The 26,252-nt window shown below is 40.3% G+C and carries 21 protein-coding genes and 1 other annotated feature (1 of these 22 running past the window's edge); of the genes, 15 read left to right on the plus strand and 6 right to left on the minus strand.

The features are described from left to right. Positions 1-62 precede the first annotated feature (62 nt). Positions 63-602 (plus strand): hypothetical protein, encoded by a 540-nt coding sequence (locus tag Q7A53_RS00105; protein WP_411787073.1) that lies wholly within the window; start codon positions 63-65, stop codon positions 600-602. 107 nt (positions 603-709) lie between these two features. Here Q7A53_RS00105 and Q7A53_RS00110 read toward each other — a convergent pair whose 3' ends face one another. Continuing rightward, positions 710-2,806: a methyl-accepting chemotaxis protein gene (locus tag Q7A53_RS00110; protein ID WP_411787074.1), complete on the minus strand. Its 2,097-nt coding sequence runs from the start codon at positions 2,804-2,806 to the stop codon at positions 710-712. 212 nt (positions 2,807-3,018) lie between these two features. On the opposite strand from Q7A53_RS00110, the gene Q7A53_RS00115 reads away from it, so the two are divergent. From Q7A53_RS00115 to ytxJ, 10 genes are all read left to right on the plus strand, one after another. After that, entirely contained in the window at positions 3,019-4,047 is a 1,029-nt protein-coding gene (locus Q7A53_RS00115; RefSeq protein ID WP_411787075.1) for a PTS transporter subunit IIC, read from the plus strand. Between the two features lie 32 nt (positions 4,048-4,079). Next, positions 4,080-4,397 carry a thioredoxin family protein gene (locus tag Q7A53_RS00120; RefSeq protein WP_411787076.1) on the plus strand — a complete coding sequence of 106 codons (318 nt, stop codon included), beginning with the start codon at positions 4,080-4,082 and terminating at the stop codon, positions 4,395-4,397. Positions 4,398-4,539: 142 nt separating this feature from the next. Further along, entirely contained in the window at positions 4,540-5,358 is an 819-nt protein-coding gene (locus tag Q7A53_RS00125; protein WP_411787077.1) for a DUF1444 domain-containing protein, read from the plus strand. A gap of 3 nt (positions 5,359-5,361) precedes the next feature. After that, positions 5,362-5,967, plus strand: a complete 606-nt coding sequence (ytpR, locus tag Q7A53_RS00130; RefSeq protein WP_411787078.1) for a YtpR family tRNA-binding protein — start codon at positions 5,362-5,364, stop codon at positions 5,965-5,967. A 168-nt stretch (positions 5,968-6,135) separates the two neighbouring features. Beyond that, on the plus strand, positions 6,136-9,075 hold the full coding sequence (locus tag Q7A53_RS00135; RefSeq protein ID WP_411787079.1) for a DNA translocase FtsK: 2,940 nt from the start codon (positions 6,136-6,138) through the stop codon (positions 9,073-9,075). A gap of 143 nt (positions 9,076-9,218) precedes the next feature. Continuing rightward, positions 9,219-10,331: a nicotinate phosphoribosyltransferase gene (locus tag Q7A53_RS00140; protein ID WP_411787080.1), complete on the plus strand. Its 1,113-nt coding sequence runs from the start codon at positions 9,219-9,221 to the stop codon at positions 10,329-10,331. A 216-nt stretch (positions 10,332-10,547) separates the two neighbouring features. Then, entirely contained in the window at positions 10,548-11,840 is a 1,293-nt protein-coding gene (gene murC / locus Q7A53_RS00145) for a UDP-N-acetylmuramate--L-alanine ligase (RefSeq protein WP_411787081.1), read from the plus strand. Positions 11,841-12,046: 206 nt separating this feature from the next. After that, positions 12,047-12,451, plus strand: a complete 405-nt coding sequence (locus Q7A53_RS00150; RefSeq protein WP_411787082.1) for a DUF948 domain-containing protein — start codon at positions 12,047-12,049, stop codon at positions 12,449-12,451. A gap of 25 nt (positions 12,452-12,476) precedes the next feature. Further along, on the plus strand, positions 12,477-12,926 hold the full coding sequence (locus tag Q7A53_RS00155) for a YtxH domain-containing protein (protein ID WP_411787083.1): 450 nt from the start codon (positions 12,477-12,479) through the stop codon (positions 12,924-12,926). Between the two features lie 194 nt (positions 12,927-13,120). Beyond that, the gene (gene ytxJ, locus Q7A53_RS00160; RefSeq protein WP_411787084.1) at positions 13,121-13,438 is read left to right on the plus strand and encodes a bacillithiol system redox-active protein YtxJ; all 318 of its coding nucleotides are present in this window, start codon (positions 13,121-13,123) and stop codon (positions 13,436-13,438) included. 125 nt (positions 13,439-13,563) lie between these two features. On the opposite strand, the gene pilM is transcribed toward ytxJ, so the two are convergent. Continuing rightward, positions 13,564-15,708: a pilus assembly protein PilM gene (gene pilM / locus Q7A53_RS00165; RefSeq protein WP_411787085.1), complete on the minus strand. Its 2,145-nt coding sequence runs from the start codon at positions 15,706-15,708 to the stop codon at positions 13,564-13,566. 161 nt (positions 15,709-15,869) lie between these two features. Here pilM and Q7A53_RS00170 point away from each other — a divergent pair, with 161 nt between their 5' ends. The 4 genes from Q7A53_RS00170 (at position 15,870) to motS (ending at position 19,788) form a co-directional block, all read left to right on the plus strand. Then, positions 15,870-16,940, plus strand: a complete 1,071-nt coding sequence (locus Q7A53_RS00170; RefSeq protein ID WP_411787086.1) for a bifunctional 3-deoxy-7-phosphoheptulonate synthase/chorismate mutase — start codon at positions 15,870-15,872, stop codon at positions 16,938-16,940. 192 nt (positions 16,941-17,132) lie between these two features. Further along, a complete protein-coding gene (gene ccpA / locus Q7A53_RS00175; RefSeq protein ID WP_411787087.1) occupies positions 17,133-18,134 on the plus strand; it encodes a catabolite control protein A in 1,002 nt (333 codons plus the stop codon). Positions 18,135-18,185: 51 nt separating this feature from the next. After that, complete coding sequence (gene motP / locus Q7A53_RS00180; RefSeq protein ID WP_411787088.1) at positions 18,186-19,010, plus strand: flagellar motor protein MotP; 825 nt, start codon at positions 18,186-18,188, stop codon at positions 19,008-19,010. After that, positions 19,000-19,788: a flagellar motor protein MotS gene (gene motS / locus Q7A53_RS00185; protein WP_411787089.1), complete on the plus strand. Its 789-nt coding sequence runs from the start codon at positions 19,000-19,002 to the stop codon at positions 19,786-19,788. Before motP ends, motS begins: the two co-directional genes overlap by 11 nt. Positions 19,789-19,959: 171 nt before the next feature. Here motS and Q7A53_RS00190 read toward each other — a convergent pair whose 3' ends face one another. The 4 genes from Q7A53_RS00190 to Q7A53_RS00205 all read right to left on the minus strand — a co-directional run bounded on the left by Q7A53_RS00190 (position 19,960) and on the right by Q7A53_RS00205 (position 26,033). Continuing rightward, positions 19,960-21,132, minus strand: a complete 1,173-nt coding sequence (locus Q7A53_RS00190; protein WP_411787090.1) for an acetoin utilization protein AcuC — start codon at positions 21,130-21,132, stop codon at positions 19,960-19,962. After that, a complete protein-coding gene (locus Q7A53_RS00195; protein WP_411787091.1) occupies positions 21,129-21,776 on the minus strand; it encodes an acetoin utilization AcuB family protein in 648 nt (215 codons plus the stop codon). The genes Q7A53_RS00190 and Q7A53_RS00195 overlap by 4 nt, the downstream gene beginning before the upstream one ends. A gap of 2 nt (positions 21,777-21,778) precedes the next feature. Beyond that, positions 21,779-22,429 (minus strand): GNAT family N-acetyltransferase, encoded by a 651-nt coding sequence (locus Q7A53_RS00200; protein ID WP_411787092.1) that lies wholly within the window; start codon positions 22,427-22,429, stop codon positions 21,779-21,781. Positions 22,430-22,790: 361 nt separating this feature from the next. Beyond that, a complete protein-coding gene (locus Q7A53_RS00205) occupies positions 22,791-26,033 on the minus strand; it encodes a transglycosylase domain-containing protein (protein ID WP_411787093.1) in 3,243 nt (1,080 codons plus the stop codon). 121 nt (positions 26,034-26,154) lie between these two features. Then, positions 26,155-26,252 (plus strand) — a binding site (T-box leader) (it continues 112 nt past the right edge of the window).

Consider the following 26,252-nt stretch of genomic DNA (forward strand, 5'->3'; position numbering starts at 1 on the left):
CATAGCTCTAAGACATAGTATCATTTGAAAAGAAGGAGCTTCATAACAGGGAGGTATAAGGAGTGCTCAGGCAACTAATCCTATTACTCATTTTGAGTGTTTTTTTAGGAGGATGCAGCATATTCCCTTCTGAAAAAGAGATAGTACAGCACACTCGAGAATCAGCTCAACAGGCATTTAAAGCACAGACACCCACTGCTAATATAAAATCAGGAACGATATCCATGTATTTACCTTCAGCTGTTAAAGTGGAAGAACAAGACGCCAATAATATTATTTTATCTAAGGGAGATAAACAAACCTTTATAGTTTTCTATAATTCTATGGAAGACGAAAGCAGTCAATTGAACTATCAATCTGCTCGCCAAAAAGAAAATCGACTGCTGTTAAAATCATTTAAGGATGAGGATCGTTTTGGCTATGTGCGAGTTATGCCTGTAAACAAGCAGAGCAAGTACGAGCTGCAAGTAGGGCAGGGTGGAGTCAAGATAACCACGTATTCGAAGAAAGATGAATTGGAAGATAATGCGGCGCTGATGATGAATATTGCCAAGTCTATTCATTTTAAAAAGAGTTCTTACAGAGCCAGAGAAAGTTATTAGTTCCGCCGTTTCTTTCGAGAATTAAAAAACGTGAAATCAAGACATGACTTGTCTGATTTCACGTTTTTTTAATTTGTTAGGAAATTATCCTTTTCGGTTTTCCATAATTACGAAGAAAGACGTTCGTCCTGGTAGTCATGATCCGTCTCCTTCGATTCTGCTTCCCTTTCATCATCGTTACTTCCGTCAGATTCTATTTCAGCAGACTCTAATTCCGTTTCTTCCATCTCATGAATAGTAAATTGGCTGACTTCCGCTTCCAACTCTTGGGAAAGTCCTTGCAGATCGGTAGCTAATTGGTGTACCTGGTCAATCGATTGAAGTTGATTTTCACTTGATGCTGCAACTTCTTCAGCAGTTGCTACTGCTTCTTCTGATATCACACTGATGTCCTGTAGCTTATTTTTCACATCTTCATTCACTGTTTCTACGCCTTGAACCGCATTTTTCACTTGCATAATTTGGGTGTTCATGTCCTGAACATGTCCGGAAATACGGTGAAAAGCTGCTTTTGTTTGGGAAACAGCTTGATTTTGAGAGTCTTGATAGTGTTCGAATTTATCTGCTTCTGAAGACAGGCGGAGCATTTGTTCTGACATATGACTCACTAAACGGTGTATGCTTTGAGCTTCTTGTTTAGAACGTTCTGCTAGTTTCCTTACCTCATCAGCCACTACAGCAAAGCCCTTACCGGCTTCACCCGCCCTTGCCGATTCAATTGCTGCATTTAAGGCAAGGAGATTTGTACTATCTGCAATGTCTTCGATGGTGGAAACAATTTTATTGACTTCATTGGATTGCTTAGTAGCAGACTGGACCTCTGAGGACATATGAGTAGCTAAGTCTATAAATGAATTCGAGGTTTTCTCTAATTCATCCACTGTAGTCAAACCTTCCTTGCCTTCTTGATCTGCATCATGCAGACGGCCGTCAATGTCTTGTGTTGCCTGCTTTGTATGAAGAATTGCTTTTTCAACTTGCTCAATTAATTGAGTACTTTCTTCTATCTTCTGAGCTTGGTCCTGAGAACCGATGGCGACTTGATTGATCGCTTCATTCACTTCTTCAGCTTGAGTGGTTGTCTGATCAGATACAGCTGCAAGATGATCAGACGAGGTATTTAAGACGCCGGATGCCTGCAGCAGTTTCTTAACTGAATGCTCCATTTTTTCAGCCATACTGTTAAACTGAGAGCCTAGTTCTGACATCTCATCCTTGGAATGGAGATCAATTCGATAAGATAGGTTGCCTTCTCCAATGATGGAAGCCCCGTTTTTTAATTCTTTTATAGATTTTGAAATAGATTTAATTAATACAATACCTGTGATGAAGGTGACTAATAAAGCAATACTTCCTATGATAGCAAGTAAAATCATCAAGGTTTTTTTCATGCTTGCTTGCTGTTTCTCAGTCTTGTTATTAATTTGCTCGGTAGCCGCCATGACCTGATTTACATGGTTAGCTACGTCTGAGGAGATATCTTCAAAAGATGAGCTTATCTCGTCAGCTTGAGTGTAGGTGCCGTGAATAGTATTAAGAGTTTGTTTATATTTAAGTAAGCTTCTATTTAACTGAGCGGCTTGTTCATCATTAAAATTGACTTGCTCAATGTTCTCTTTGAAGTTATCTGCACTCTTATTAAATGAGGTGTAGTTGGATTCTGTGGGGTTATTCAAGTAAGCAAGTTCATTAATTTTCATTTCGAGAAGCGTGTTCATCAAGGCGGGCTGGTTCAATTGATTAATGGAATCTTTAAATTCTTTGTATGATTTCCTTATGTATTGATACATTCCTTCATTTTCCGAAAAGCCTACAAGCCGAAACATATTGACAAGAGGATCTAATTCCTTCTCGTATTCCGAAGCACTCGTGTTGATTTTAGAAAATGCATTAGAAATGTCAGGATATTGTGAGTAAGTTTCAGAACTAGTGGATGCTAATTTTTCAACTCGCTGAATTCCTGCCTTCACCTCTTCAGCTTTTTTCTCTTTTGGGTCATTAAGAAATGCTTCTTGTTTTCTCGTTGTACGTGACATCTGTGAATTAATTTCTTGACTGTGGATAAGTGCTCCTTGAATTTCACGACTCTTATCGGCTAGTTTAGACTGCTGATTAAAAAAGTATGTAGAGAAGCCAATAAGAATCACGATACTTACTAAAGATAAGATTAATATGAGTCGAACACGACTTTTAATTGTATTCACCTTGTCCCTCCTTAATAGGTTCATTAAATTGCTAGTTCTATATAAATTCTAATTATAGAACTATTGGTCTAGAAAAACAATACCGATAATAGGAGGAATCAATCAAAATAACGGTATATCCTGATTGAAATAATCATAAAGTCTCAGTGTATTTACACATGTTATTTTATTGTGTAAAATATAGTTCGGATCAAAAGAGAGAAGGGGTATGTATGAAAGCATTCTTAAATAAAAAAGGGATTCATATTTCAGTACAAACGTATTTAATCACTGCGCTTAGTTATATGGCACTAGGTCTTTTTTCATCATTAATTATTGGATTAATTATAAAAACTGTCGGAGAGCAAATTGGATATGCGCCAATAGGAGACCCCTTAATCGAAATGGGGACCTTTGCGATGGACTCGAAAATATGGGGCGGAGCGATTGGAGTAGCGATTGCCTATGGTCTGCAGGCGCCGCCTCTAGTCATATTTGCAGCCTTATTCAGCGGTGCCTTTGGAGCGGATCTTGGCGGGCCAGCTGGAAGTTACGTGTCGGCTTTAATTGCAGCGGAGTTCGGGAAAGCTATAAGCAAAGAAACAAGAATGGATATCATTTTAACTCCTTTTGTTACCATTGCAGCTGGATTCATAGTGGGAGCATTTGTAGGTCCGCCTATTAATCATTTTATGACATGGTTTGGGGACGTTATTAATTGGGCAACCCTTCAGCAGCCTTTTATTATGGGAGTGGTAGTGGCAGTACTTATGGGCATTGCTCTTACTGCGCCAATATCTAGCTTAGCTATTGCAATCATGCTATCCTTAGACGGAATTGCTGCCGGAGCTGCGACGATCGGCTGTGCGGCCCAGATGATCGGTTTTGCCACCATCAGTTACAGGGATAATGGATTTGGTGGTTTTCTTGCACAGGGAATTGGGACGTCCATGCTTCAAGTCGGCAACATTGTAAAGAAACCCATTATCTTACTCCCCCCTACCTTGACAGGAGCCATTTTAGCACCAATGGCTACAGTTTGGCTGAAATTGGAGAATAATGCACCTGGAGCCGGCATGGGGACGAGCGGGTTTGTAGGTCAGATTATGACCTTTCAGTCCATGGGGTTCAGCTGGCAGTTATTTTGGACGATTTTATTACTTCACGTGCTCGCCCCTGCATGTTTAAGCTACTTAATCGCGTGGGGATTTAGGAAAAAAGGTTGGATCGCTCCAGGAGACATGAAAATTGAATATGATTGATGATATGCTAAAATGACTTAGGAGGAATGTAGATGATCACTCTTGAATCAGATGACCAATTTAACCAATTGATGAATGAGAACCAGGTTGTTCTGTTATTTTCTGCAGACTGGTGTCCGGACTGTCGAGTACTCGAACCTGTCCTTCCGGAGATAGAACAAGAATTTCAGACTTGGAAATTTGTGTATGTGGACAGAGATCAATTTATTCATAGATGTGCAGAATACGATGTATTTGGGATTCCGAGTTTTCTAGCGTTTCAAGAAGGAAAAGAAGTCGGCAGGTTTGTAAGTAAGAAGAGTAAATCAAGGGAAGAAATTGAAGAGTTCATGAATAAAGTTAACAGGTAAATCAGCTGTGCTTGTGCACAGCTTTTTTCTTTATAGTTCTTTCAGTCTTCGTCTATAATAATAGAACCGTCATAATTAAACAGGATATGCTAAAATAGACGACGAAGTAAATTTCTTCCCCTGAATAAAGGAGGAAAACCAGATGAAAATGACAAGCATTAAAATGAAAAAAAAATTAGAAGAACGTTTGGTTAATGAACAATGGACTACAAAGTATAACCGAGATAAAGACACGTTTAGAATTGAATGGAAAGAAACGGGGAAAGGCATTACCATCACACTCCCCAACGTAATCGCTAAGTTCGAATCTCGAGGAGAAGAGGCGATCGATGAACTAGAGGATCATGTTCAGGAAGCTCTCAGAGTAATGAATGAAACGCATTACCTGACAGGTAAAGAAGAAAACATCTTTCCTGTAATTCGAGCTGCTTCTTTTCCTGATCATACAGAAACTGGAAAAACGTTGATCTATACAGATCATACTGCTGAAACTAGAATATATTATGCGCTTGACCTTGGTAAGTCCTACCAGTTAATTGATGAAAATATGTTAGAAAAAGAAAACTGGACGAAGGAAAGAATTAAAGAAGTAGCTAGTTTCAATGTGCGTTCTCTTCCTGTAAAAATGAAGAAAGATACAGTTTATGGGAATGATTTCTATTTCCACTCTACTAAGGATGGCTATGATGCAAGCCGCATACTCAATGAAGTATTATTGGAGGAACTTAAAGCAGAGTGCAAAGGGGAATTAGCGATCAGTATTCCTCACCAGGATGTAATTATTTTTGCTGATGTGCAAAACCCGCAAGGCTATGATATTTTGGCGCAGATGGCGATGCAGTTTTTCGCTGAAGGTACCGTGCCGGTTACCTCCTTGTCCTTCTTGTATGAGGACAAGCAGCTGGAACCTATTTTTATCCTCGCTCAAAAGAAACCTAATCAAACAAGGAAGGAAGATTAGAATATGGATGTGTTTTACAACAAAACGGGGGTCGGTGACGTTTTAATCCTACCTGTTAACGATGGAGACCGGTTAAACTTTACGTATGAAACATATGGTGACATTGTTAAGATTACGAACGAGGAAGAGGGTACTCTTTTAGGTTATAACATCTTTAACGCTTCTGCCCATTTTAATCTGGCTGATCACGGCAAAATTCGTTTAACTGAAGCATTGCTTTCGCAAATAAAAGATTTATTCCAACAACAGAGTTTGGATGATTCACTGGACTTCGATTTAAGTCCGAAGTTTGTTGTAGGGTATGTGAAAGAAAAGGGAGCTCACGAAAATGCAGATAAACTTAGCGTGTGCCACGTGGATGTAGGGGATGAAACCTTGCAAATTGTATGCGGGGCTCCTAATATTGACCAAGGTCAGTTTGTGGTAGTTGCTAAGCCGGGAGCAGTTATGCCAAGTGGAATGAAAATCAAAGACGCTGAGCTTCGAGGAGTACCTTCAAGTGGTATGATTTGCTCAGCTAAAGAGCTTAACCTCCCTGATGCACCTAAAGAAAAAGGGATATTAGTTCTGGAAGGAAACTACCAGCCAGGCGATGTTTATGAATTTTAATTCCTGCTGGAAATGAGCAGCGTTCTCTCCAATTTAGGAGGGCGCTGCTTTTTTTGTTGGATTATCCCGAAATATTTAAACGGATTGTAAACCAATAAGCTGTGAAAACCTGTTAAAATGAAAATAAACACATACAATTATGAACTTAGAGAGAGAGTGTGATTATTAGTGTGGAAGGAATTTAAAAACAAATTCAAACAAATGTTTGAAGAGGAAAATAGCGAGAGTGGTCAGCCAAAATCTAGAGTATCCAAAGGCGATCAAAAGGATTATAAGCCACGAACTATTCAAAGTGAAGTAAATGCCAAAACAAAAATGACTTATAAATACCCTAAATCAGGAGAATTTAGATTTCCTGTTATCCCTGATCTTCATAAATCAGAACCTGTATCTAAACCTTCTGAGACTCAAAAACCAAGACCACCGAGACAGCGGGAAACAAGCACATCGGAGAGAAAGTCATCATTCAGCCAGAAACCTAAACAAAACAAAAAGCCGAAAAAAGAACCGCTGCCGGAAACTAATTCAATCCCATTTACCCCGACAGAGGTTCCTTCACCTATTTATGGTTACCACAATCGGCAGACAAAAGAGAAGAAAGACACAGAGTTTTCAAAGGTAGTAGAAGACAAAATACACTACTCTCATGATGAACAAGAGTGGCAGGACTTCAGAAAGCGTTTAAGAGGACAAATGGGTAGTGCAAAGAAATCCAATGAGAAAAAAGTAGAAATAAGAGAAGAAGCAGCTTCTCTAGAAGGATCAGCGTATCATAAAGAAGAGGTCATTCCTGCTTCGAATTCTTCAATAAATACATCGATAGAAGACGAGAAGGAAACTGGAACTAATGAGATTGAAGAAAATTCTTTAAGCTTTTTAAATACTCATAAGATGGACCAGGAAAGACTAGAAGCAGATAGTTATGAGAATAGTTACGCTGCAAAAGAAAATGAAGGATCGGGTGTTGAAGCAGCTCAACCTGTAGAGTTTGAAGAAAACGAAGCAGCTCCAATGCTGGAGGATGAGGAAGAATTAGAAGTTGAAGAAAACGAAGCAGCTCCGATGCTGGAGGATGAGGAAGAATTAGAAGTTGAAGAAAACGAAGCAGCTCCGATGCTGGAGGATGAGGAAGAATTAGAAGCTGAAGAAAACGAAGCAGCTCCGATGCTGGAGGATGAGGAAGAATTAATAGTTGAAGAAAACAAATCCTCTACACTGCTCGCCTTTGAGGAACAACCCGATTCAGAAGAAATTGATGGAGAGATAGAGCTGGAACGAGCTGAACCTTTTACAGATGAGGAATTTGAACCGACAAGCGCTTTAGAGGAGCAGGGTCCAAGTGCCGTTGCTCATCCAAAGGAAAATACAGGGGTAGAAAATGAAACTGTTACCATCCGCTCAGAGGGGGACTCAGAGCTTGCAGTTGAAGAAACTTCACGAGAAGATCTTGAAGTGAGTAACAAAACAGAGGCACATGAGGAAAAGCAGGAGTTTGGGAAAAAAGAGCGACCAAAAGAAAATTCAAAGCCCAAACGACATGTGCCATTCAATGTGCTGATGACTCCGAGAGATAAACGGACTAGAGACCAGAAGCAACTGGGGGAGAAAAAATCTGGCGATAACAATCAGGAGGCAGCTCCTAAAGTGACTTCTCTTGAGACCAAGGAAGAAATAAAGGATGAAAGAGTCACCTATTCCACACCTCTACATTTACTTGAAGATCCTGTGGTTCGTTCTGATGAAGATGAAACATGGGTCAGGGAGCAAATGGAATTGTTGGAAACGACTTTACGGCACTTTCACGTAAAAGCAAAAGTAGTAAACGCGATGAAAGGGCCGACGGTGACTCGTTTCGAAGTGCAGCCTGAACCTGGGGTCAAAGTTAGTAAAATTACGAATCTTTCTGATGATATTAAGTTGAGTATGGCAGCGAGAGATATTCGAATTGAGGCTCCAATTCCTGGAAAACAGGCAGTCGGTATTGAAGTGCCTAACACTCAGCCGCAAATGGTTGGATTGCAGGAAATCTTTGAATCTCAAGCGTTTAAAAATGACGTTTCTCCTTTATCCGTGGGGCTAGGGCTGGATATAGGAGGCGATTCGGTAGTCACGAATCTCAAAAAAATGCCTCATGGTCTGATTGCTGGAGCTACGGGTTCAGGTAAGAGTGTTTGTATAAATACGATTTTAGTAAGTTTGCTTTACAAAGCTCACCATGAAGATGTGAAATTTCTATTAATCGATCCGAAGATGGTGGAACTCGCCCCATATAATGACTTGCCTCACCTAGTTTCGCCGGTGATTACCAATGTAAAAGCGGCAACTACGGCATTAAAATGGGCCGTAAAGGAAATGGAAGAGCGTTATGAGAAATTTGTTGAAGAGAGTGTAAGAGACGTTGAACGCTACAACGACAAAATGATTAAACAGAACAGAGCAAGTGAAAAACTACCTTATCTGGTAATAGTCATTGATGAACTTGCTGACTTAATGATGGTGTCTCCGCAGGATGTTGAAGATTCTATTTGCCGAATTGCTCAGAAAGCCCGGGCATGCGGAATCCACTTGCTAGTAGCAACTCAGCGTCCTTCAGTGGATGTCATTACAGGATTAATTAAAGCAAATATTCCTACAAGAATAGCGTTTAGTGTTTCTTCTCAGGTTGATTCAAGAACCATTATTGATTCCGGAGGAGCGGAAAAGCTGCTTGGAAAGGGAGACATGCTGTTTGTTGAAAATGGTTCTGGACAGGCTAGAAGAATTCAGGGAGCATTTGTTTCTGATGATGAAATTGAGCGAGTTACCGGCTATATTAAAAAAATTGCCCCGCCTCAGTATTTATTTGAACAAGATGAATTAATTAAGCAAGTTTCTACTGAAGAAGAAACGGATGAGTTGTTTAACGAAGCTGTTCAATTTGTGGTGGACCAGAATGGTGCAAGCGCCTCGCTTCTTCAGAGAAGGTTCAAAGTTGGCTATAATAGAGCTGCACGGCTTATTGATCAAATGGAGGAGTATGGTATAATTTCTGAACAAAAAGGAAGTAAGCCGAGAGATATTTTACTGAACCAGAAGCAAATAGAAGAAATGACTGGATCTGGAGCATAAGGGAAGGTAAGGATATTCTTATAAAGCTGTGCTACACTTAAGGATAGAATCAGCTGAATCAGTATTCTTGTGAAAATTGAGTTTGTTCTATATGATAAAATATGTATAAAATGAAACGATTCAAATGTCTAAGGAGAAAAATCATGAAGGAAATCGAGCTAAAATTAAATGGAGAAATATCCCGTTTAACAAATAAAACATTTAAATTTGATGAGCGAGTCGGAGAAGGCTGGTTCTCCGCCGTTTATTTTCTCAAAACAAAAGAAATTGTGGAACACCACTTACCCGATAATCATGTGACGATGCAATTCTTTCAAAAAAATCATGGAGTTCTGTGTGGGACAGATGAAACGATTGCTCTTATCCACACTTTTGCAGAGCAACCGCAAGAGTTGGAGATCTATTCGCTTAAGGATGGAGATAAGATCAGTCCTTTTGAGACTGTACTTACGGTCACTGGTTCATATCAAAGCTTTGGATATTTGGAAGGCATTATTGACGGTATATTAGCAAGACGAACCTCTGTGGCAACAAATGTTTATAACGTTGTGAAGGCAGCAAGGTATTCAGGTAAACAAAAACCGATTATCTTTATGGGGGATCGCGATGATCACTATACGCAGCAAGCGGGTGATGGCTATGCTGCGTCCATCGGCGGTTCTACAGCTCAGGCAACACATGCGATGAACGAATGGTGGGGGAAAGAAGGTATGGGAACGATGCCTCATGCCCTCATTCAAATGTTCAGAGGTGATGTAGTGGCAGCTTCGAGAGCATATCAAGCTCAATTTCCCGAAGATCAGTTAATGGCACTTGTCGATTATAACAATGATGTCATCACAGATTCCTTGAAAGTAGCAAGAGAATTTGGGGAGGAGCTTAAGGGAGTCCGCTTAGATACATCAAGAGCTCTCGTAGATAAGTACTTTCTTCGCAACCAGCATTTGATGGGTACATTTGACCCGCGGGGTGTAAATCCGGAGCTTGTTTTTGCCTTAAGACGTGCGTTAGATAAAGAGGGCTTTAAACATGTGAAAATTGTAGTCAGCGGCGGTTTTACAGAAGAACGGATTCGATCATTTGAAGAAAAGAAAGTCCCTGTCGACATGTACGGGGTAGGAGGAAGCTTGTTAAAGATCGGCATGGGTTTTACTGGTGATAATGTTCTTGTAAACGGAGAACCGGAAGCTAAAGAAGGACGCCGTTACAAACCGAATCCGCGATTAGAATATGTAGAGTATGTGGAACAGAATTAACCTTAAAGGCACCCTTGTTGGTTGAGCAGTGCCTTTTTCCTTCTGATATTATGGAACCATAAAAAGAGAAGCTTTTTATCAGTAGAAATCCATGATAAAATAGTTAGGCGTTCTTACAGGTGAGGGTATTTTTATCACTGCTAATTAAATCGCAACTTAAGAAAAGATACATATACTATACTAAAGTGATCCACTTTATTTTGGAGGTTCTTGTTTATGACAACTTACCATTTTATTGGTATTAAAGGAACAGGAATGAGTGCGCTCGCCCAAATCTTGCATGATTCAGGACAGCAGGTGCAAGGCTCAGATGTTGATAAACGTTTTTTCACCCAGGAAACTCTGGAAGCAAGAAATATAGAAATTCTGCCTTTTTCAAAAGATAATATTGGGGACGGCTTAACCGTAATTGCGGGAAATGCTTTTTCTGATGATCATGAAGAAATTGTACGGGCTAAAGAACTTGGTCTCCCTTACTATCGTTATCATGAATTTTTAGGAGAATGGCTGCAGCAATATACAAGTATAGCTGTAACAGGTGCTCATGGGAAAACCTCCACGACTGGATTGTTGGCCCATGTACTATCTGAAAACTATCCAACCTCCTACTTAATTGGTGATGGAACAGGAAAAGGTCATGCAGATAGTCAATATTTTGCTTTTGAAGCATGCGAATATCGCAGGCATTTCCTTTCATATCAACCAGACTATGCCATCATGACAAATATTGACTTTGATCATCCTGATTACTTTACGAGCATTGAGGATGTATTTCAAGCTTTTCAGCAAATGGCTAAACAAGTGAAAAAAGGAATCATTGCCTGTGGAGATGATGAACACCTGCAGCATATCCAGGCGAACGTACCTGTATTGTATTATGGCTTTGCCGATTCAAATGATTTTCAGGCTCAAAACGTAGCGGAAGATGAATTTGGTACGACGTTCGATGTGTTTGTTCGTAACACTTTTTATGAATCATTTACAATTCCGCAATTTGGCGACCACCATGTTTTAAACGCTCTTAGTGTTATTGCCATCTGTCACTATGAGGATATGAAGCCTGAGCAGATTAGTAAACTGTCTACATTTAAAGGGGTTAAAAGAAGGTTTACTGAGAAGAAGTGGAAAGACCAAATTCTCGTGGACGACTATGCACATCATCCAATCGAAATTACCGCGACGATTGATTCGGCAAGAAAAAAGTATTCAGATCGTCCTGTAGTAGCTATTTTTCAGCCTCACACTTTTACACGTACTAAAACATTTTTAAATGAATTCGCCGACAGTCTAAAACTTGCGGATCACGTATTTCTTTGTGATATCTTCGGTTCTGCCCGGGAGAACAGCGGGAAGATGACCATTGATCAACTGCAGGAATTGATTCCTGATTCAAAGCTTTTGGAATTGGAAGATACGAAACAATTAGAAGAATATTCTGACGGAGTACTGCTCTTTATGGGAGCAGGAGACATTCAGAAATTTCAACAGGCATACGAGGAAGAAAATTAATAAACATAAGTGCGGGAGGAAAGCCTTTCGCGCTTTTTTTATGTAAGCAGCTGAATGATAAAATTTTACAATCCTCTAAAACATAGAGGAAATTGGCAATGCTGTAACGAATAATAACCATATAGCAAAAGAAAACGTTTAAAAATACCCATTTGGGGAATAAACTAAATTGTATAAATACATAGGTGAAGGAGTGTCTTGGGGATATGATAATTATATTATACATCGCAGCTCTAATTGCAGCAGTTGCCTTTGCTGTTTTAGTTATCTTCTTGGCAAGAACGTTAATGGCTGTGCGCCGAACCATGAACAATGTGGCCGATACATTAGAAGGCGTAGAAAAGCAAATGGAAGGAATTACCCTGGAAACGACAGCTTTGTTAAATAAAACAAATAAATTAGCAGAAGATGTAGGGGAAAAATCTCAAAAGCTGAATACTCTTGTTGACGGTGTGAAAGGAATTGGGGATTCCGTACAGGAATTCAATCAATCTCTGCGATCCATTTCCAGAGGGATCAGCTCATCAGTCAATGATAATACTGATAACGCTGCTCAAGCCATGAAGTGGGGACAAGTAGCGATCAATTTATGGAAAAGAGCAAAGAAATAAATATCTTATTGGGAGGAATGTAAAAATGAATGAAGAACAGAATAAAACAGGGAATAACAACGGAAGAGATTTTGTGCTTGGATCTTTAATTGGCGGTTTAGTAGGAGCAGCGGTTGCTTTGCTGTTTGCCCCTAAATCAGGCCGTGAGTTAAGAGAGAATCTGAATGAGAGTTCAAGCGGATGGAAAGAAAAAGCCGGAGTATGGAAAGACACAGCTTATGAAAAAAGCGGAGATTGGAAAAACCGCGCAGTAGAATCATCTTCCCATTTCACTAAAAATGTCTCTGAAAAATCTCAGGAGCTAGGTTCTAAAGTTAAGGATTCTACAAAGAATATTCAAAGTAAAGTGAAGAACTTTAGAAGCAGCGACGAAGAGGAAGCTGAGCGTGCGGCACAAGAAGTTGCAGAAGCAATCGAAGAAGCTGCTCAGGAACTGGAAAAACAGCAAGACTCCACGACAACTAATAATCTTTAATAAAAACTGGTGGAAGCCTTAGTGGTTTCCACCAGTTTTTGGATGGAGAAGTCCATCTATTTTCAATATTCGAATCTATTTGTTATTATTTTAATTCCATAAGAAAGACTTTTGCATACGAGGTTTACCGGATTATAGATAGAGCTGGAAAAAGCCATCGCAGCTGCTTTAGGTATTAGGTAAGGAGGATGTTTATGGACTTGAACATTGTTCAATCAGAAGAAGAGTTAGAAGCAGAACTAGACCAAGGTGCTTTTTTCTTATTAAAACACAGTTTAACTTGCCCTATCAGTGCACAGGCAAAGAGTGAGTATGAGAAATTTAGTAAACAGTCGGATTTTCCCTGCTGTATTTTAAATATTCAGCAGTCGAGAGATCTTTCAAATAAAATTGCGGAAAGATTTAATGTTAAGCATGAATCACCGCAAGTCCTGCTTTTTCAAAACCAGCAGGTTACATGGCATGAAAGTCACTTTTCTATCACAGCTGATCAGCTGCACAACCGTTTATAATCGGATGAAGCTGTGGCTCAATTCAAGCTTGAATATCAAAAACCCCGAACCATGGTTACCTTTTGGTTCGGGGTTCTTTTATTCAGCAGTTCATTTGATGAGCAAATGTTCGGCGGGAGTTCAATTTAATTCTTCATGTCGATAGATAAACGGTCTCCAGAAACAATGGTGTCGTTAAAGGTACAGACTGTTTCATTTCGATAAATTTTATATCGGGTTGGTATCGATGATAACTGAATATCTGTCCATTTAAATATATCCTGAAAAATAAAGGGTTGCTTTTCTTTTTCTGTGATAATTAGATGATCATTTGGAAAGACTAGATCCTCTTCTGCTAAATTTTCACCATTTCTTTTAACTTCACATAAAGCTTGTGTAAGATTGATTGGTTTATTATTAAAGAATACCTCTATTTCGTATAGATAAGGCTTGTCCAGCTGCTCTAAGACGCTTCTTAAGGGCAGTCCGCAGTTCATCTTCGTATCAATCGTGTCTTCATGCTTGATCGTGTCTTCCATTCTTCCTGATTCTCCATTAATTAATAGAGGGGCTGTAGCAGGTTTAAGCTCAAACAAGTGTTGATTGACCGTCACAAAATGAGTAGAGGAGGCGGGTTCCACCCACTTCTTTAACCTGGTCAATACCTTTTTTAATTCAGCTAAAGTAGTTACTGGGAAATATTCAATTCGCTGCTGATCTTTAACCTTATAGTCTGCTTTAGCTAATGAGCCATTAACGAATACAACTGGCTGAGTAAATGAGAAAAACTCATTATTGTAAGTTAAGTGAATGCGCTCGAAGTCACCGATCAAGTCTTCTATTGTTAAATCGGGAGGCTGACCGTTGATGCCCTGCTCAATACGAATATCGTCTCCTTCACTCACAGGTGACTCTATGGAGGTAAGAGTACCGTTTCTTAAGATACACGGCGGAGAACCAAAAGCACCTTCGAGAGGTAATCTCTTGCCATTCAGTTCGATCATGAAACCCTCCCCAGGTTTCCCGTAAAGCTTCGTTAATTCAATGCCGGCTGCCAAAATACAATCTCCTACGGTTAATCGTTTCATATCAAATAATCGGATGGTCTGTCCATTCACAATCACATTTTTATACTGAATTGGATTTTGCTTGGCCGCGATAGCTATTCCAATGGGCGTAACTAATTCTGGTCCATGAGAAAGTTGATCATGATCCTTTAATTGTTGAATGGCTCTTATATCGCGGATGGCTATTCGGTTAGCCGGCAGCCCCATGGATTCTGCAAGATATTTAGAAAGTTCTGGGGTTTGACTTCCGCCGCCTACTAACATAACTGCTTTGGGTGCAGAGTGATTAAGGTGTAGAATTTCTGTTGCAATTTGCTCAGCCAGTGATTTTAGAGAATCTTCAATTTTACTTACCGCCTCAGCGTAATGAATAGTAGATTCTAATCCCAATATATCAGTGATAGAAGTATATCCTTTTGTCGTCAGCTCTCTCTTTGCTCGTTCAGCATCAGGGAAATCCAGCAGGTATTCGTCGCTTATGGCTTCGGTAACTGAGTCTCCAGCAGAAGGGACCATTCCATAAGCGATAACCGTACCCGAATTTGTTATTGCGATGTCACTAGTTCCTGCACCAATATCCACCAAGGCGACATTCAATCTTCTCATCGAAGGGGGGATGAGCACTTGGATGGCAGCGATCGGCTCAAGAGTTAAAGCTTCCATTGCTAAATTTGAACGACTTAAGGCTGATAGTAGGGAGTCCACTACCACTTTTGGAAGGAAGGTAGCAATAATCTCCACTTGAGCAATCTGACCTTGTTGATCGATAAGAGAGCCGATTTTCTGCCCATCAATATGATAGTGGAGAACGGAATATCCGACGCAGTAGTACGCCGCCTCCTGGGATTCTTCGGTCATTTGAGCAAGCTGGTATTGTGCTTGCTGCACAGCATTTAATTCAAGATGCATAATATCCTCACGAGTCATAAGCGGCTGTTGAAAAACATCTTGACTGATTTTCGTTTTCTTCGTTCTCAGCGCACGTCCGGCTGCAGCTACACAAACTTTTTTTAAAGGACCATGTTTTACTTCAAGTCGTTCTTTTACTTTAGTGATGACTTTAGAAACGGCAACTACGTCGTGGATTTGTCCATCAAGCATGGATCGTTCAGTATGTTCTTCTGTAATATGGTCAGCTATACGATAGAAGTCGCCAGCTTTTTCTAGAATGATGCCCACGACTGATCTGGTGCCAATATCGAGGGCAAATAATTTTTCATTCATTCGGTTATGTACCTCCAGAAACTAATTTTCTTAAATTTCTTATTTATTAAATCTGGTGAGAAGGGTGACAAGTGCCATAATCTTAGCTATAATTATCCCTAATTATCTTTGAATGTATCATATTTTGTCATTTCATTAAACAAAACAGAGGGGGATGGACAATGAGTAATCAGAAACTTGATGAACTGCGTGGACAACTAGATGAGGTAAACTTGCAGCTTTTGAATTTAATCAATAAACGCGGTGATCTAGTAAAGGAAATTGGCCAAATTAAAGAACAGCAGGGGATGAACCGTTTTGACCCAGTAAGGGAAAGAGTTATGCTGGATCATTTGTCAGAACATAATGGCGGACCTTTTGAGGATTCTACAATTGTCCATTTATTTAAAGAAATTTTTAAAGCAGCACTTGAACTTCAAGAAGATGATCATCGTAAAGCTTTATTGGTTTCGCGAAAGAAAAAACCTGAGGATACAATCGTTGATATAAAAGGCGAACGAATTGGTGATGGACAGCCTCACTTTATCATGGGGCCGTGTTCAGTAGAAAGCTACGATCAAGTGGCAACAGTTGCTGAAGCAGTTAAGAAACAAGGATTGAAGTTATTGCGAGGCGGTGCCTTTAAACCGAGAACCTCTCCTTACGATTTCCAGGGGCTGGGGTTAGAGGGCTTGAAAATCCTCAAACAAGCAGCTGATGAACAGGATTTAGCTGTCGTTTCAGAAATTGTAAACCCTGCTGATTTAGAAGAAGCATTGGACTATCTGGATGTTATTCAAATAGGAGCTCGCAATATGCAGAATTTTGAACTACTTAAAGCAGCAGGCTCCGTTAATAAGCCTGTTTTATTAAAAAGAGGGATGTCTGCTACAATTTCCGAATTTATCAATGCAGCAGAATACATCATTTCAAGAGGGAATGATAAGATTATCTTATGTGAACGAGGAATCAGAACGTACGAGAAAGCAACGAGAAATACATTAGATATATCTTCAGTTCCTATCCTGAAACAGGAAACTCACTTGCCGGTAATGGTGGATGTGACCCATTCTACGGGAAGAAGAGATCTCCTGCTCCCAGCAGCTAAGGCAGCTTTAGCTATTGGTGCGGATGGAGTGATGGCAGAAGTACATCCGGACCCTGCAGTGGCACTTTCAGATTCAGCACAGCAAATGGATATCCCGATGTTCAATGATTTCATGCAGCAATTAACTAAAGTAATTGCTAAATAATGAATCGGGAGAAATAAGTTAGGCTGGAGAACCAGTCTAACTTATTTTTGTGTGAAGGAAGAATCCGTTATAATGGAAAGGGTATTTTAAAAGTACAAAAGACATACTAACATTGCGGAACACAATGAACTATCGTATGATTATTTTATTAAATATTTCGTACCATGGAAATCGGACAAGGGAGGATTCAGAATGAACGTAACAATATATGATGTTGCAAGAGAAGCAAATGTGTCAATGGCAACTGTTTCAAGAGTGGTCAATGGCAACCCGAACGTAAAACCAGCAACGAGGAAGAAAGTACATGATGCCATTGAGCGTCTAGGCTACCGTCCCAATGCTGTAGCACGAGGATTGGCTAGTAAGAAGACAACGACAGTAGGGGTCATCATCCCTGATATCTCCAGTATCTTCTTTGCTGAACTGGCAAGAGGTATTGAGGACATCGCTACTATGTATAATTACAACATTATTTTAAGTAACTCTGATCAGAATAAAGATAAAGAACTTCATCTTATCAATACGATGCTTGGAAAACAGGTAGATGGTCTAGTATTTATGGGCGGAAAAATTACCGAAGATCACATCCGCGAGTTTAAGAATTCCTCCGTACCGATCGCATTAGCTGCTACAGTCGATGAAACCGGCGAAACTCCTGCAGTTAATATCAACTATCAGCAAGCGGCCTATGATGCTACTGAATTATTAGTGGCGCGAAATAATCAGCCGGTAGCTTTTGTATCAGGTCCTGAGAATACTCATGTTAATGATCAGAAGCTTGAAGGGTATAAACGTGCAATGAAAGAATACGGATTCGAGGATACAGAAAATTGGATTGTATCCGGGGATTATTCCTATGATTCTGGAATTGAAGCACTGGAGCAGATTCTAGAACTAAACCAGCGTCCTAAAGCGGTTTTTGTGTCTTCAGATGAAATGGCGCTGGGAGTTATCCATGGTGCTCAGGATCATGGTTTGAACGTGCCGGAAGATCTGGAAGTCTTCGGATTCGATAACACCCGTCTGGCAACGATGGTTCGTCCAACACTATCAACCGTGGTACAGCCTATGTACGATATTGGTGCAGTCGCCATGAGACTGTTAACAAAATTCATGAATAAAGAAGAAGTAGATGAACAAAATGTGATTTTACCTCATAGAATTGTCGAAAGAAACTCAACTCAATCGAAATAGTGCCGATATAGTAAATAGACTGTATCTGTACGAAATTGAGGAGAGAGATTTATGAACAAGCGAGATTTGTTAACGCCAATTGGAATAACCCTGGGGTTCATTATGGTCATATTTGGTATAATGTCCAATGCTGGATTTGGTGGAATGACTTCTTTCATACAAGCCTCTTCGATTGTCATTGTGCTAGGCGGTTTAATCGCTGCTATCCTTGTAAACTTTAATATTTCGGAAGTGAAATTGACTTTTCGTGTAACAAAAGAGGCGTTTAAACAACAGGATATGAATCTCCGGCAGTTGATTAACCTGTTTGTTAAGCTTTCTGAACGCGCTCGGAGAGAAGGCCTTTTGGCACTGGAAGCAGAACTTGAAGATGTTGAAGATCCTTTTATAAAGAAAGGGATTCTGCTTGCCGTAGATGGAATAGAACCAGAAGTTATTAACGATATTATGAATGCGGAGATCGTGGCAGTGGAAGAAAGACATCAGCGAGGCAGAGCCATTTTAGAGAAGGCGGGAGAATATGCTCCTGCCTGGGGGATGATAGGAACTTTGATTGGTCTCGTGCTTATGCTTGAGAGTCTTACAAGTCCTGAAACGCTCGGCCCTAAAATGGCAGTCGCTTTGTTAACCACTTTTTATGGAACGCTGCTATCCAATTTAGTTTTCATACCTATGGCGGGCAAACTTGAAAATAGGACCGAGCAGGAATTGTTTATGAAACAAGTCATTATAGAAGGTGTCATCGGAGTCCAGTCAGGACAGAACCCTAAGATTCTTGAAGAGAAATTAAGCGCATTCTTATCTGAGGAGGATAAGAAGCTGGCAGATGAAGCGGCTCAGGAAGAACCACTGGGAGAAGCTGCCAATGAAGCTTAGAAAACGTAAGAAAAAGGATCAAAATGGTGCACCTAAGTGGATGACAACATATGCTGATATGATTACATTGATTCTAGTGTTTTTTATCCTGCTCTTTTCCATGTCACAAATAAATTTGGTAAAATTCAATGCCATTGCTGAGTCATTCAGAAATCGAATGATCTTGGATTTCTATCCTTCCCCGGTCGAAGAGGAATATCCAACAGAGCAAACGAAGATTCAAGAAAATGGGGAAAAGAATAACGAATTTGAAGACCCCAATCAAAATCCTGACAATTTGGCAGAAAGTCAAAAGGATCAGGATGAGAACAAAGACGAGCTGGATAATGTCATGCAAGAGGTTAATCAATTCCTTAATAAGAACCAATTAAATGATATTATTTCTGCTACTCGAACGAAACGCGGAGTGGTCTTAGTTTTACAAGAGCAGTTATTGTTTGAAACTGGAGAAGCTGAGATTCTACATTCGGGCGGTCCATTTTTAACGAAAGTAGGAACGCTGCTCAACCATATTCCTAATGATGTGAAAGTAGAAGGACATACAGATGACAGGCCGATCTCTACATTCCGCTATCCGTCAAACTGGGAATTATCCGGGGCCAGGGCAAGCAGTGTGATTCGTTACTTAACCTCCCATACTAAAGGGTTGGGGAAAAGTCGCTTTACTGCTGTCGCGTATGGAGATACACGCCCGGTAGCTCCTAATACTTCCAAGGAAAACTGGAGGAAGAATCGAAGAGTAGAAATTGTGATTCTCGATCCCGATTATAAGGGATAAGCCGTACATAGCAATAATTAGACCCTGCATCAGTATCAAATAACTGAAGAATTGATAAATAGGTAAATAAAAAGAACGCGTAAAACCATATTCTTACTTGGTTTCACGCGTTTTTCTTATGCATGATCTATCTCCCTTAATCAAGAAGTGCCTAACAGACTCGTTTCTTGATTAAGGGGTATTATATTTCTTTTGGTTTCGGATAAACTGTAAAGCTTTTTCAAGAATTTGCTCGTTTTTCTCCGTGATTTCCTGTTTCCTAGGTATGGGCTTATAACTTCCATCAGGATCACTCCATTGACTGGGAAGAGTGACAGGTGCCTGTGCCTGCCACTTCTCAAGCCATTTTTCTGGAAGGGGTCCCTGGAATGGAGAGTCTCCTTTCATAACTTTCCATACTTGTGACCATGCTCTTGGAACCACTCTCCAAATATCATATCCGCCACCGCCCAGAGCAATCCATTTACCACCGCAATATTGGTGAGCTAATTCATGGGCAAGTTCAGGAATCTTTTGATAGATTTTCATCGTAGAACAAAGGTGGGTTAACGGATCAAGAAAATGAGCATCTGCTCCGTTCTGGGTGACAATCACATCGGGCTTAAAATATTCTACAATCTCTCTAAATGCAGATTCATAGAGGTGCAAGAAGGATTCATCTTCCGTAAATGCATCTATCGGGAGGTTGAAGGAGTAACCGTATCCCTCTTTCAAACCACGTTCGTTGACGTTTCCTGTCCCGGGGAACAAATATCTGCCCGTTTCGTGCAAGGAAAAAGTGCAGACATTGGGATCGTCATAAAATGCCCATTGTACGCCGTCGCCATGGTGAGCGTCTGTATCCACATACAAGACGCGATAATCATATTTTTCTCGAATATATTTAATCCCTACTGCGCCATCATTGTAGATGCAAAAACCGGAAGCTTTTCTTTCAAATCCATGGTGTAGTCCGCCTCCTAAATTTAAGGCATGGTCAACCTTTCCTTCTAAAACGGCATCAATTGCTGAGAGCGTTCCACCGACAAGTAACGCTGATGCCTCGTGCATGCCTTTAAACATAGGGGTGTCTTCCGTTCCGATTCCAAACTCTAATGCTTCCTCCTCGGATAGTGCTTCTTCTCCTGCCTGCTTAATCGCTTCAATATATCTTCGGCTGTGAGCTAAAGAAAGCTCTTCATCTGTTGCTTTTCGCGGCTCTATTAAATGAGCAGCCGATAATTCGCCAGAAGCTTCTAGCAGTTCCTTCGCAAGAACCACTCTCATTTGGTTAAAAGGATGATCATCTCGGAAACGGTAACTAGTAAAGGAATTTGAAAAAATAAAACCTGTGCTGCAGCTCATGATTCCATCCCTGGCATTTGGGGCCACAGTACTTCGTAGCCCTCCGATTTTAAGTCTTCAATTGTCGGCAGAGGATTCATGGTTTGAATGCGGACTACTATAATCTTGTACTTTGGATCTGGTTTATAAGGATAAATAAGCACGGAGCTGATATTTACTTTCCGCTTTCCAAATACTTGGGTAACCTGCGGCAGTATTCCTGGTTTATTGATTACTTTCACTTCAATTTGAGAGCTCTGAACATTAGTGCCTGTTAATTGAATTAAAGTATAGAGCATATCCTTTTCTGTAATTATCCCAACGAGCTTATTGTTTCTAGTGACAGGGACACAGGCAATTTCCTGTTCATAAAAAATGGATGCGACTTCTTCCGCAAAATCAAGAGGATGAACGGTAGTTACTGGACTCGTCATTATTGATTCAATAGGATTCGTGAGTTCTTCTGCCTGTGATTTAGTTTCAAAAGTAGAAGGGCTAGCATCACGTACATCGCGGTCTGAGACAATCCCAATCACATTGTGATCTTGATCCACGATCGGAATATGTCTAATATGATGTTGATTCAAAAGATGTAAAGCAGTTTCAATCGTTTCATTCGGAGTAAGTGTAATCACTTCTTTTTTCATTATTTCTTCAACTAGCACCTTTACGGCCTCCTAGCTTCGCGCATATTATTTCTAGTTAGAAATCTTAAATGATCAAATTGTTTAATAGAGCTTTCAGGCACATTCTTACCAATTCGAACCATCAAACAGTTGGCAGGGTGGGAAATAATTTCAGGATCATCCGTTGGAGAAGGGGTAAGACCTCCCGCTCCCATCATTTTCTCCATGACCTTTCGATAACTCCATATATTTAACTGTGTTCCTTTTAAATCCCAGTGCCAATAATATTCTGTAGAAATGATGATGTAATTTTCCATAAACTCATCTCTTACTGCAAGTTTGATAAGCCCTGATCCTATTCGATAGCTTCTAAAGGAAGGGATGACTTCTATTGCTCCCAATTCCATCAAGTCTTCCATGTTTCCTTCTGACCACCTCTCCAGGGGATCAGGATGGAGAAAAGTTACATAACCGACTATAAGACTTTCATGTCGCGCAATAATAATTCTTCCTTCTGGAAAATCAGCAATTTCCTTGAGGGCATCAAACTGTTTGGCAGGCGGACGAAAGGCATTTAATTTACTGTCAAATTCATAAGAACTAAGCTCTGTTGAGGATAAAGGTCCCTCAATAATTACAGGGCCAACGTCCGTATCCACCGTGCTGCTAAAATAGGATTTCGTATGAATCATTTATCCACCACCTTACAAATAGAGGTAAAATTCTGTCTTTTTTCATTATACATGAAACTGTAGAGAATTAAATTAAAGAGTGATTTCACAATAGAAGGACAACTATAGCTACTCTTCTTTAAAGTATAAAGAAGAGTAGCTATATAAACGAACCTTACTTAGATCATTAGAGTCTTAGTAAGATAGCAATGTAAAGTTCATATGGAAACAATGGATCATACAAAACAAAAAATCCGAACGATGATAGAGGAATGCGGCAAACATTTCATCATCGTTCGGATTTAATAATATCTAAGAAGACTTCTGTCCCAGTCCCTTTAAATGAGATTTTCTCTCTAAAAGGAATTCTTTAGCTTTAAATTTAGTTAGTACCGTCTGCATTATTAGCAGACTGGCTGTTTGAGTTTGTTCCAGAACTGCTATTCGTACTTGAGGTTTGAGACTCAGCCTCTGCACTTCCGGACCCAGAATCATTGCCGGATCCAGAGTCATTGCCGGATCCAGAGTCATTACCAGATCCAGAGTCATTACCAGATCCAGAGTCATTACCAGATCCAGAGTCATTACCAGATCCAGAATCATTACCAGATCCAGAATCATTACCAGATCCAGAGTCATTACCAGATCCAGAGTCATTACCAGATCCAGAATCATTACCAGATCCGGAATCATTACCTGATCCAGAATTATTACCAGATCCGGAGTCATTGCCGGAGCCAGAATCATTACCAGATCCAGAGTCATTGCCAGAGTTGGACTGATCTCCAGAAGATTTTTTCTCCTTCGACTTAGAGTCACTTCCTTGATCTGGTTTTGGTTCAGGCGCGCCTGGATTTCCAACTTTAGTCGTGCCGGAGAGCCCGGATGAGGTACCAAAGTAATCGACTGCACGAACTGCGTAAATGCCATCACTACCTGAATAGCTTAAGGATGTCCCAGTCGTGCTGCCTACTACACTAAAAGATCCTCCTGGAGTTGACGCACGGTAAACTCTATAGCCTACAACGTCTTTGCTTCCAGAGCCAGTCCAGCTGATCGTCGAAGAATTCGCCGAAACTGAGCTTGGAGCGGCAGGGGCATGTCCATCATTTTCTACTCCTGAGGAAAATGAGGAAGCACCAGACGAAGGCAAGGCAACGTTATTCCAGGCCCCCGTGTTAGGGAGCAGGGATCTTAAGATCGCTGGATGATCGTAATTGTGTTCTTTTATAAATTTCGGGCTCAAAGTTACTCCGCCGCCATTAATAATAAATTCAGAAGGAGTACTGTCTCCTGCAACGACTAGATTGCCATTTACTTTAACAAAGTCGCCGCTGATTAAACTATCATCTACCTTAGTAGGTGCGTACTTTGCATTATAGATGTCGCTTCGAGCTAGGCCGACACTCGAACATAAGTCAGAAGCGAGCAAACCGGATGTAGCGCAGTATGATCTTCTTACTAAACCGCCTGGACTCTGGAAGTTTTTCTTCGGAGCCATAAGATCCGGACGAATATCAGTTACAGCGTTGACGACATCGGCCCACAGTCCAGTGTTTCGCTGGCTGTAACTACCAACATTTGAGAAATCAGCATCGTGGTCATAACCCATCCACATACTCACTGTGACGTTAGGATTGGTGGCAATAAACCAGGTGTCTCTGTAGAACTGTGAGGTTCCTGTTTTCCCTGCCCAGTCCACACCTGGATGAGTAAGCTGTCCCGGTACTCCACGAGCTGTACCATATTTCAATACATCGCGCATCATATCAATCGTGAGATAAGCCGACTGCGGGCTGAACACTTTCGTTTTCTTCTTATTTTTATGCTTATAAAAGGTTTTCCCATCATTTGTGGTAATGCTTTCGATCATATAAGCATCGGTGAATTTACCCATATTTCCAAAAGTTACATAAGCATTAGTTGCTTCTTCATTGGTAATTTGCACGGTTCCGAGTGCAGTAGAGTAATTGGAATGGTCATCTTTACGTAAAGTGGTAATGCCCATTTTTTCTAAATAATTTGTTGCTGGATCTTTGTTAATTATTTTCGCATAAGCCTTTACAGCAGGCACATTATACGATTTAGCCAATGCATACCTGGCTGAGACGAACCCGTGGTTCCTACCGGTATAGTTATGAACTTCCTGACTTGTCCCAGGGTAAGTGTATGGAACATCTGCAAGTACAGAGCCTGGTTGAATGGCTCCCATATCAATCCCTGGTCCATAAACGAGAATCGGTTTCATCGTACTTCCGTTAGACCTTTTCGAATCAGCGGCCAAATTTAACTGTTCTTCATTATAGTCTCTGCCTCCGATAAAGGCGACGATTTTACCTGTTGAGTTCTCGATAATGTTACTGCTTACTTGAACGGGTAGTGTTTCTGTCTTTCCGGTCTTATTCCCGTTTTTATCGTAAATCGGGACCGTTTGGTCAGGAGCGTACCAATTATAATTGTTTTTAACTTTTTGGACAGCGTCATACACTTTTTTATCGATAGTGGTATGGATCTGGTAGCCGCCGGCAGTAAGCTTATGCTCTGCCAATGTGGTGTATTCTTCTCTTAACTGTTTGTCTTTGTTTAAGTCATCCATCGTATGCCCATTTTCTTTGGCGAGCTGCTCAATCATAATTTTCTTCGCCCGCTTTTCAACCTGGGTGGTGATATAAGGATAAGATAGATTGGAAGATTTCGTCTGCTTAGCAAGGGTATTCTTGTTAATTTTAAACTTCATAGCTTTCTTATATTCTTTGTCGGTAATATAACCGCCGTCATGCATGCGTTCAAGCACTTCATGCATCCGGTCAATACCCGGCTGCAGCCCCTTCTTGCTCTTAATCGAGCCATCATTATTGAAAGGCGTATAACCAAAAGGAGACTGAGGCAGTCCGGCAATAAATGCAGACTGAGCTACCGAAAGATCTTTTGCCTTTACTCCAAATATACCTTTTGCTGCCGTTTGAACCCCAGCAATGTTTTCGCCGTTAGAATTTCGGCCGAAGGGTACAATGTTTAAATATCCTTCTAGTATTTCATCCTTATTGAAGAATTTTTCTACACGGAGAGCAAGGAGCATTTCTTTTGCTTTACGTTCGAAGGAAACTTCATTAGTGAGGATTTGATTTTTAACAAGCTGCTGGGTAAGAGTACTTCCCCCGGTTTTAACTGAAGAATTGGTCACTTCTTGTACAATGGCCCGCATAATTGATTTAGGGACCACACCATTATGGTTTTTAAAATTTTCATCTTCCGTTGCGATTACCGCGTTTTTTACGTGGTCACTGACGTCCTTTAATTGAACCTTTTCGCGATAAAGGTCGGACCTGACTTTATTGACGAGTGAATCATCTTCAAATAAAATCTTTGACGTTTCTGAATAGTTATAAATGTCATCATGCATTTCTTGCTTACTGAGCAAAGGTTCATCTTTAACTAAAGAAGCGAAATATCCGGCGCCGACACCGCCTGCAAAAAACAGCCCGATGACTCCAATGATGATAAAGAAAAGAATAATATTCCATACCACGTCGTAAGTAATGCGGGTTCCTTTTTGGATTTTGCCTTTGTTCCATAAATCTTTTATATCTAGTTTATTTCTGCCGTTTTTTTCGTTATCTGCCATTTACATACCTCCTAAAATCCAATGTATATTATAACATAGTCAACCATTAAGAGATATCTTTCCCCTGTAGAATTCATTGCTTTTTTATTTGGATTGTGATAAATATAATACATAGTTAAATACTAGTGCGTTGAATGATTGAAGTAGAAAACAAATCCATGGTACAGAGAACTGACGGATGGTGGGAGTCAGAGCACATTTGTTTTTGAATTACGATCT

This window comes from Halobacillus rhizosphaerae (assembly GCF_046719735.1).
GTDB lineage: Bacteria > Bacillota > Bacilli > Bacillales > Halobacillaceae > Halobacillus_B > Halobacillus_B rhizosphaerae.

Bases quoted from the DNA above. Each gene is read 5' to 3' on its own strand.
- Q7A53_RS00155 (WP_411787083.1), top strand. From the start codon at position 12,477: ATGAATGAAGAACAGAATAAAACAGGGAATAACAACGGAAGAGATTTT.
- motS (WP_411787089.1), top strand. From the start codon at position 19,000: ATGAAGCTTAGAAAACGTAAGAAAAAGGATCAAAATGGTGCACCTAAG.
- Q7A53_RS00200 (WP_411787092.1), bottom strand. From the start codon at position 22,429: ATGATTCATACGAAATCCTATTTTAGCAGCACGGTGGATACGGACGTT.
- Q7A53_RS00205 (WP_411787093.1), bottom strand. From the start codon at position 26,033: ATGGCAGATAACGAAAAAAACGGCAGAAATAAACTAGATATAAAAGAT.
- motP (WP_411787088.1), top strand. From the start codon at position 18,186: ATGAACAAGCGAGATTTGTTAACGCCAATTGGAATAACCCTGGGGTTC.
- ytxJ (WP_411787084.1), top strand. From the start codon at position 13,121: ATGGACTTGAACATTGTTCAATCAGAAGAAGAGTTAGAAGCAGAACTA.
- Q7A53_RS00120 (WP_411787076.1), top strand. From the start codon at position 4,080: ATGATCACTCTTGAATCAGATGACCAATTTAACCAATTGATGAATGAG.
- Q7A53_RS00125 (WP_411787077.1), top strand. From the start codon at position 4,540: ATGAAAATGACAAGCATTAAAATGAAAAAAAAATTAGAAGAACGTTTG.
- ccpA (WP_411787087.1), top strand. From the start codon at position 17,133: ATGAACGTAACAATATATGATGTTGCAAGAGAAGCAAATGTGTCAATG.
- pilM (WP_411787085.1), bottom strand. From the start codon at position 15,708: ATGAATGAAAAATTATTTGCCCTCGATATTGGCACCAGATCAGTCGTG.
- Q7A53_RS00150 (WP_411787082.1), top strand. From the start codon at position 12,047: ATGATAATTATATTATACATCGCAGCTCTAATTGCAGCAGTTGCCTTT.
- Q7A53_RS00170 (WP_411787086.1), top strand. From the start codon at position 15,870: ATGAGTAATCAGAAACTTGATGAACTGCGTGGACAACTAGATGAGGTA.
- murC (WP_411787081.1), top strand. From the start codon at position 10,548: ATGACAACTTACCATTTTATTGGTATTAAAGGAACAGGAATGAGTGCG.
- Q7A53_RS00190 (WP_411787090.1), bottom strand. From the start codon at position 21,132: ATGAGCTGCAGCACAGGTTTTATTTTTTCAAATTCCTTTACTAGTTAC.
- Q7A53_RS00115 (WP_411787075.1), top strand. From the start codon at position 3,019: ATGAAAGCATTCTTAAATAAAAAAGGGATTCATATTTCAGTACAAACG.
- ytpR (WP_411787078.1), top strand. From the start codon at position 5,362: ATGGATGTGTTTTACAACAAAACGGGGGTCGGTGACGTTTTAATCCTA.
- Q7A53_RS00140 (WP_411787080.1), top strand. From the start codon at position 9,219: ATGAAGGAAATCGAGCTAAAATTAAATGGAGAAATATCCCGTTTAACA.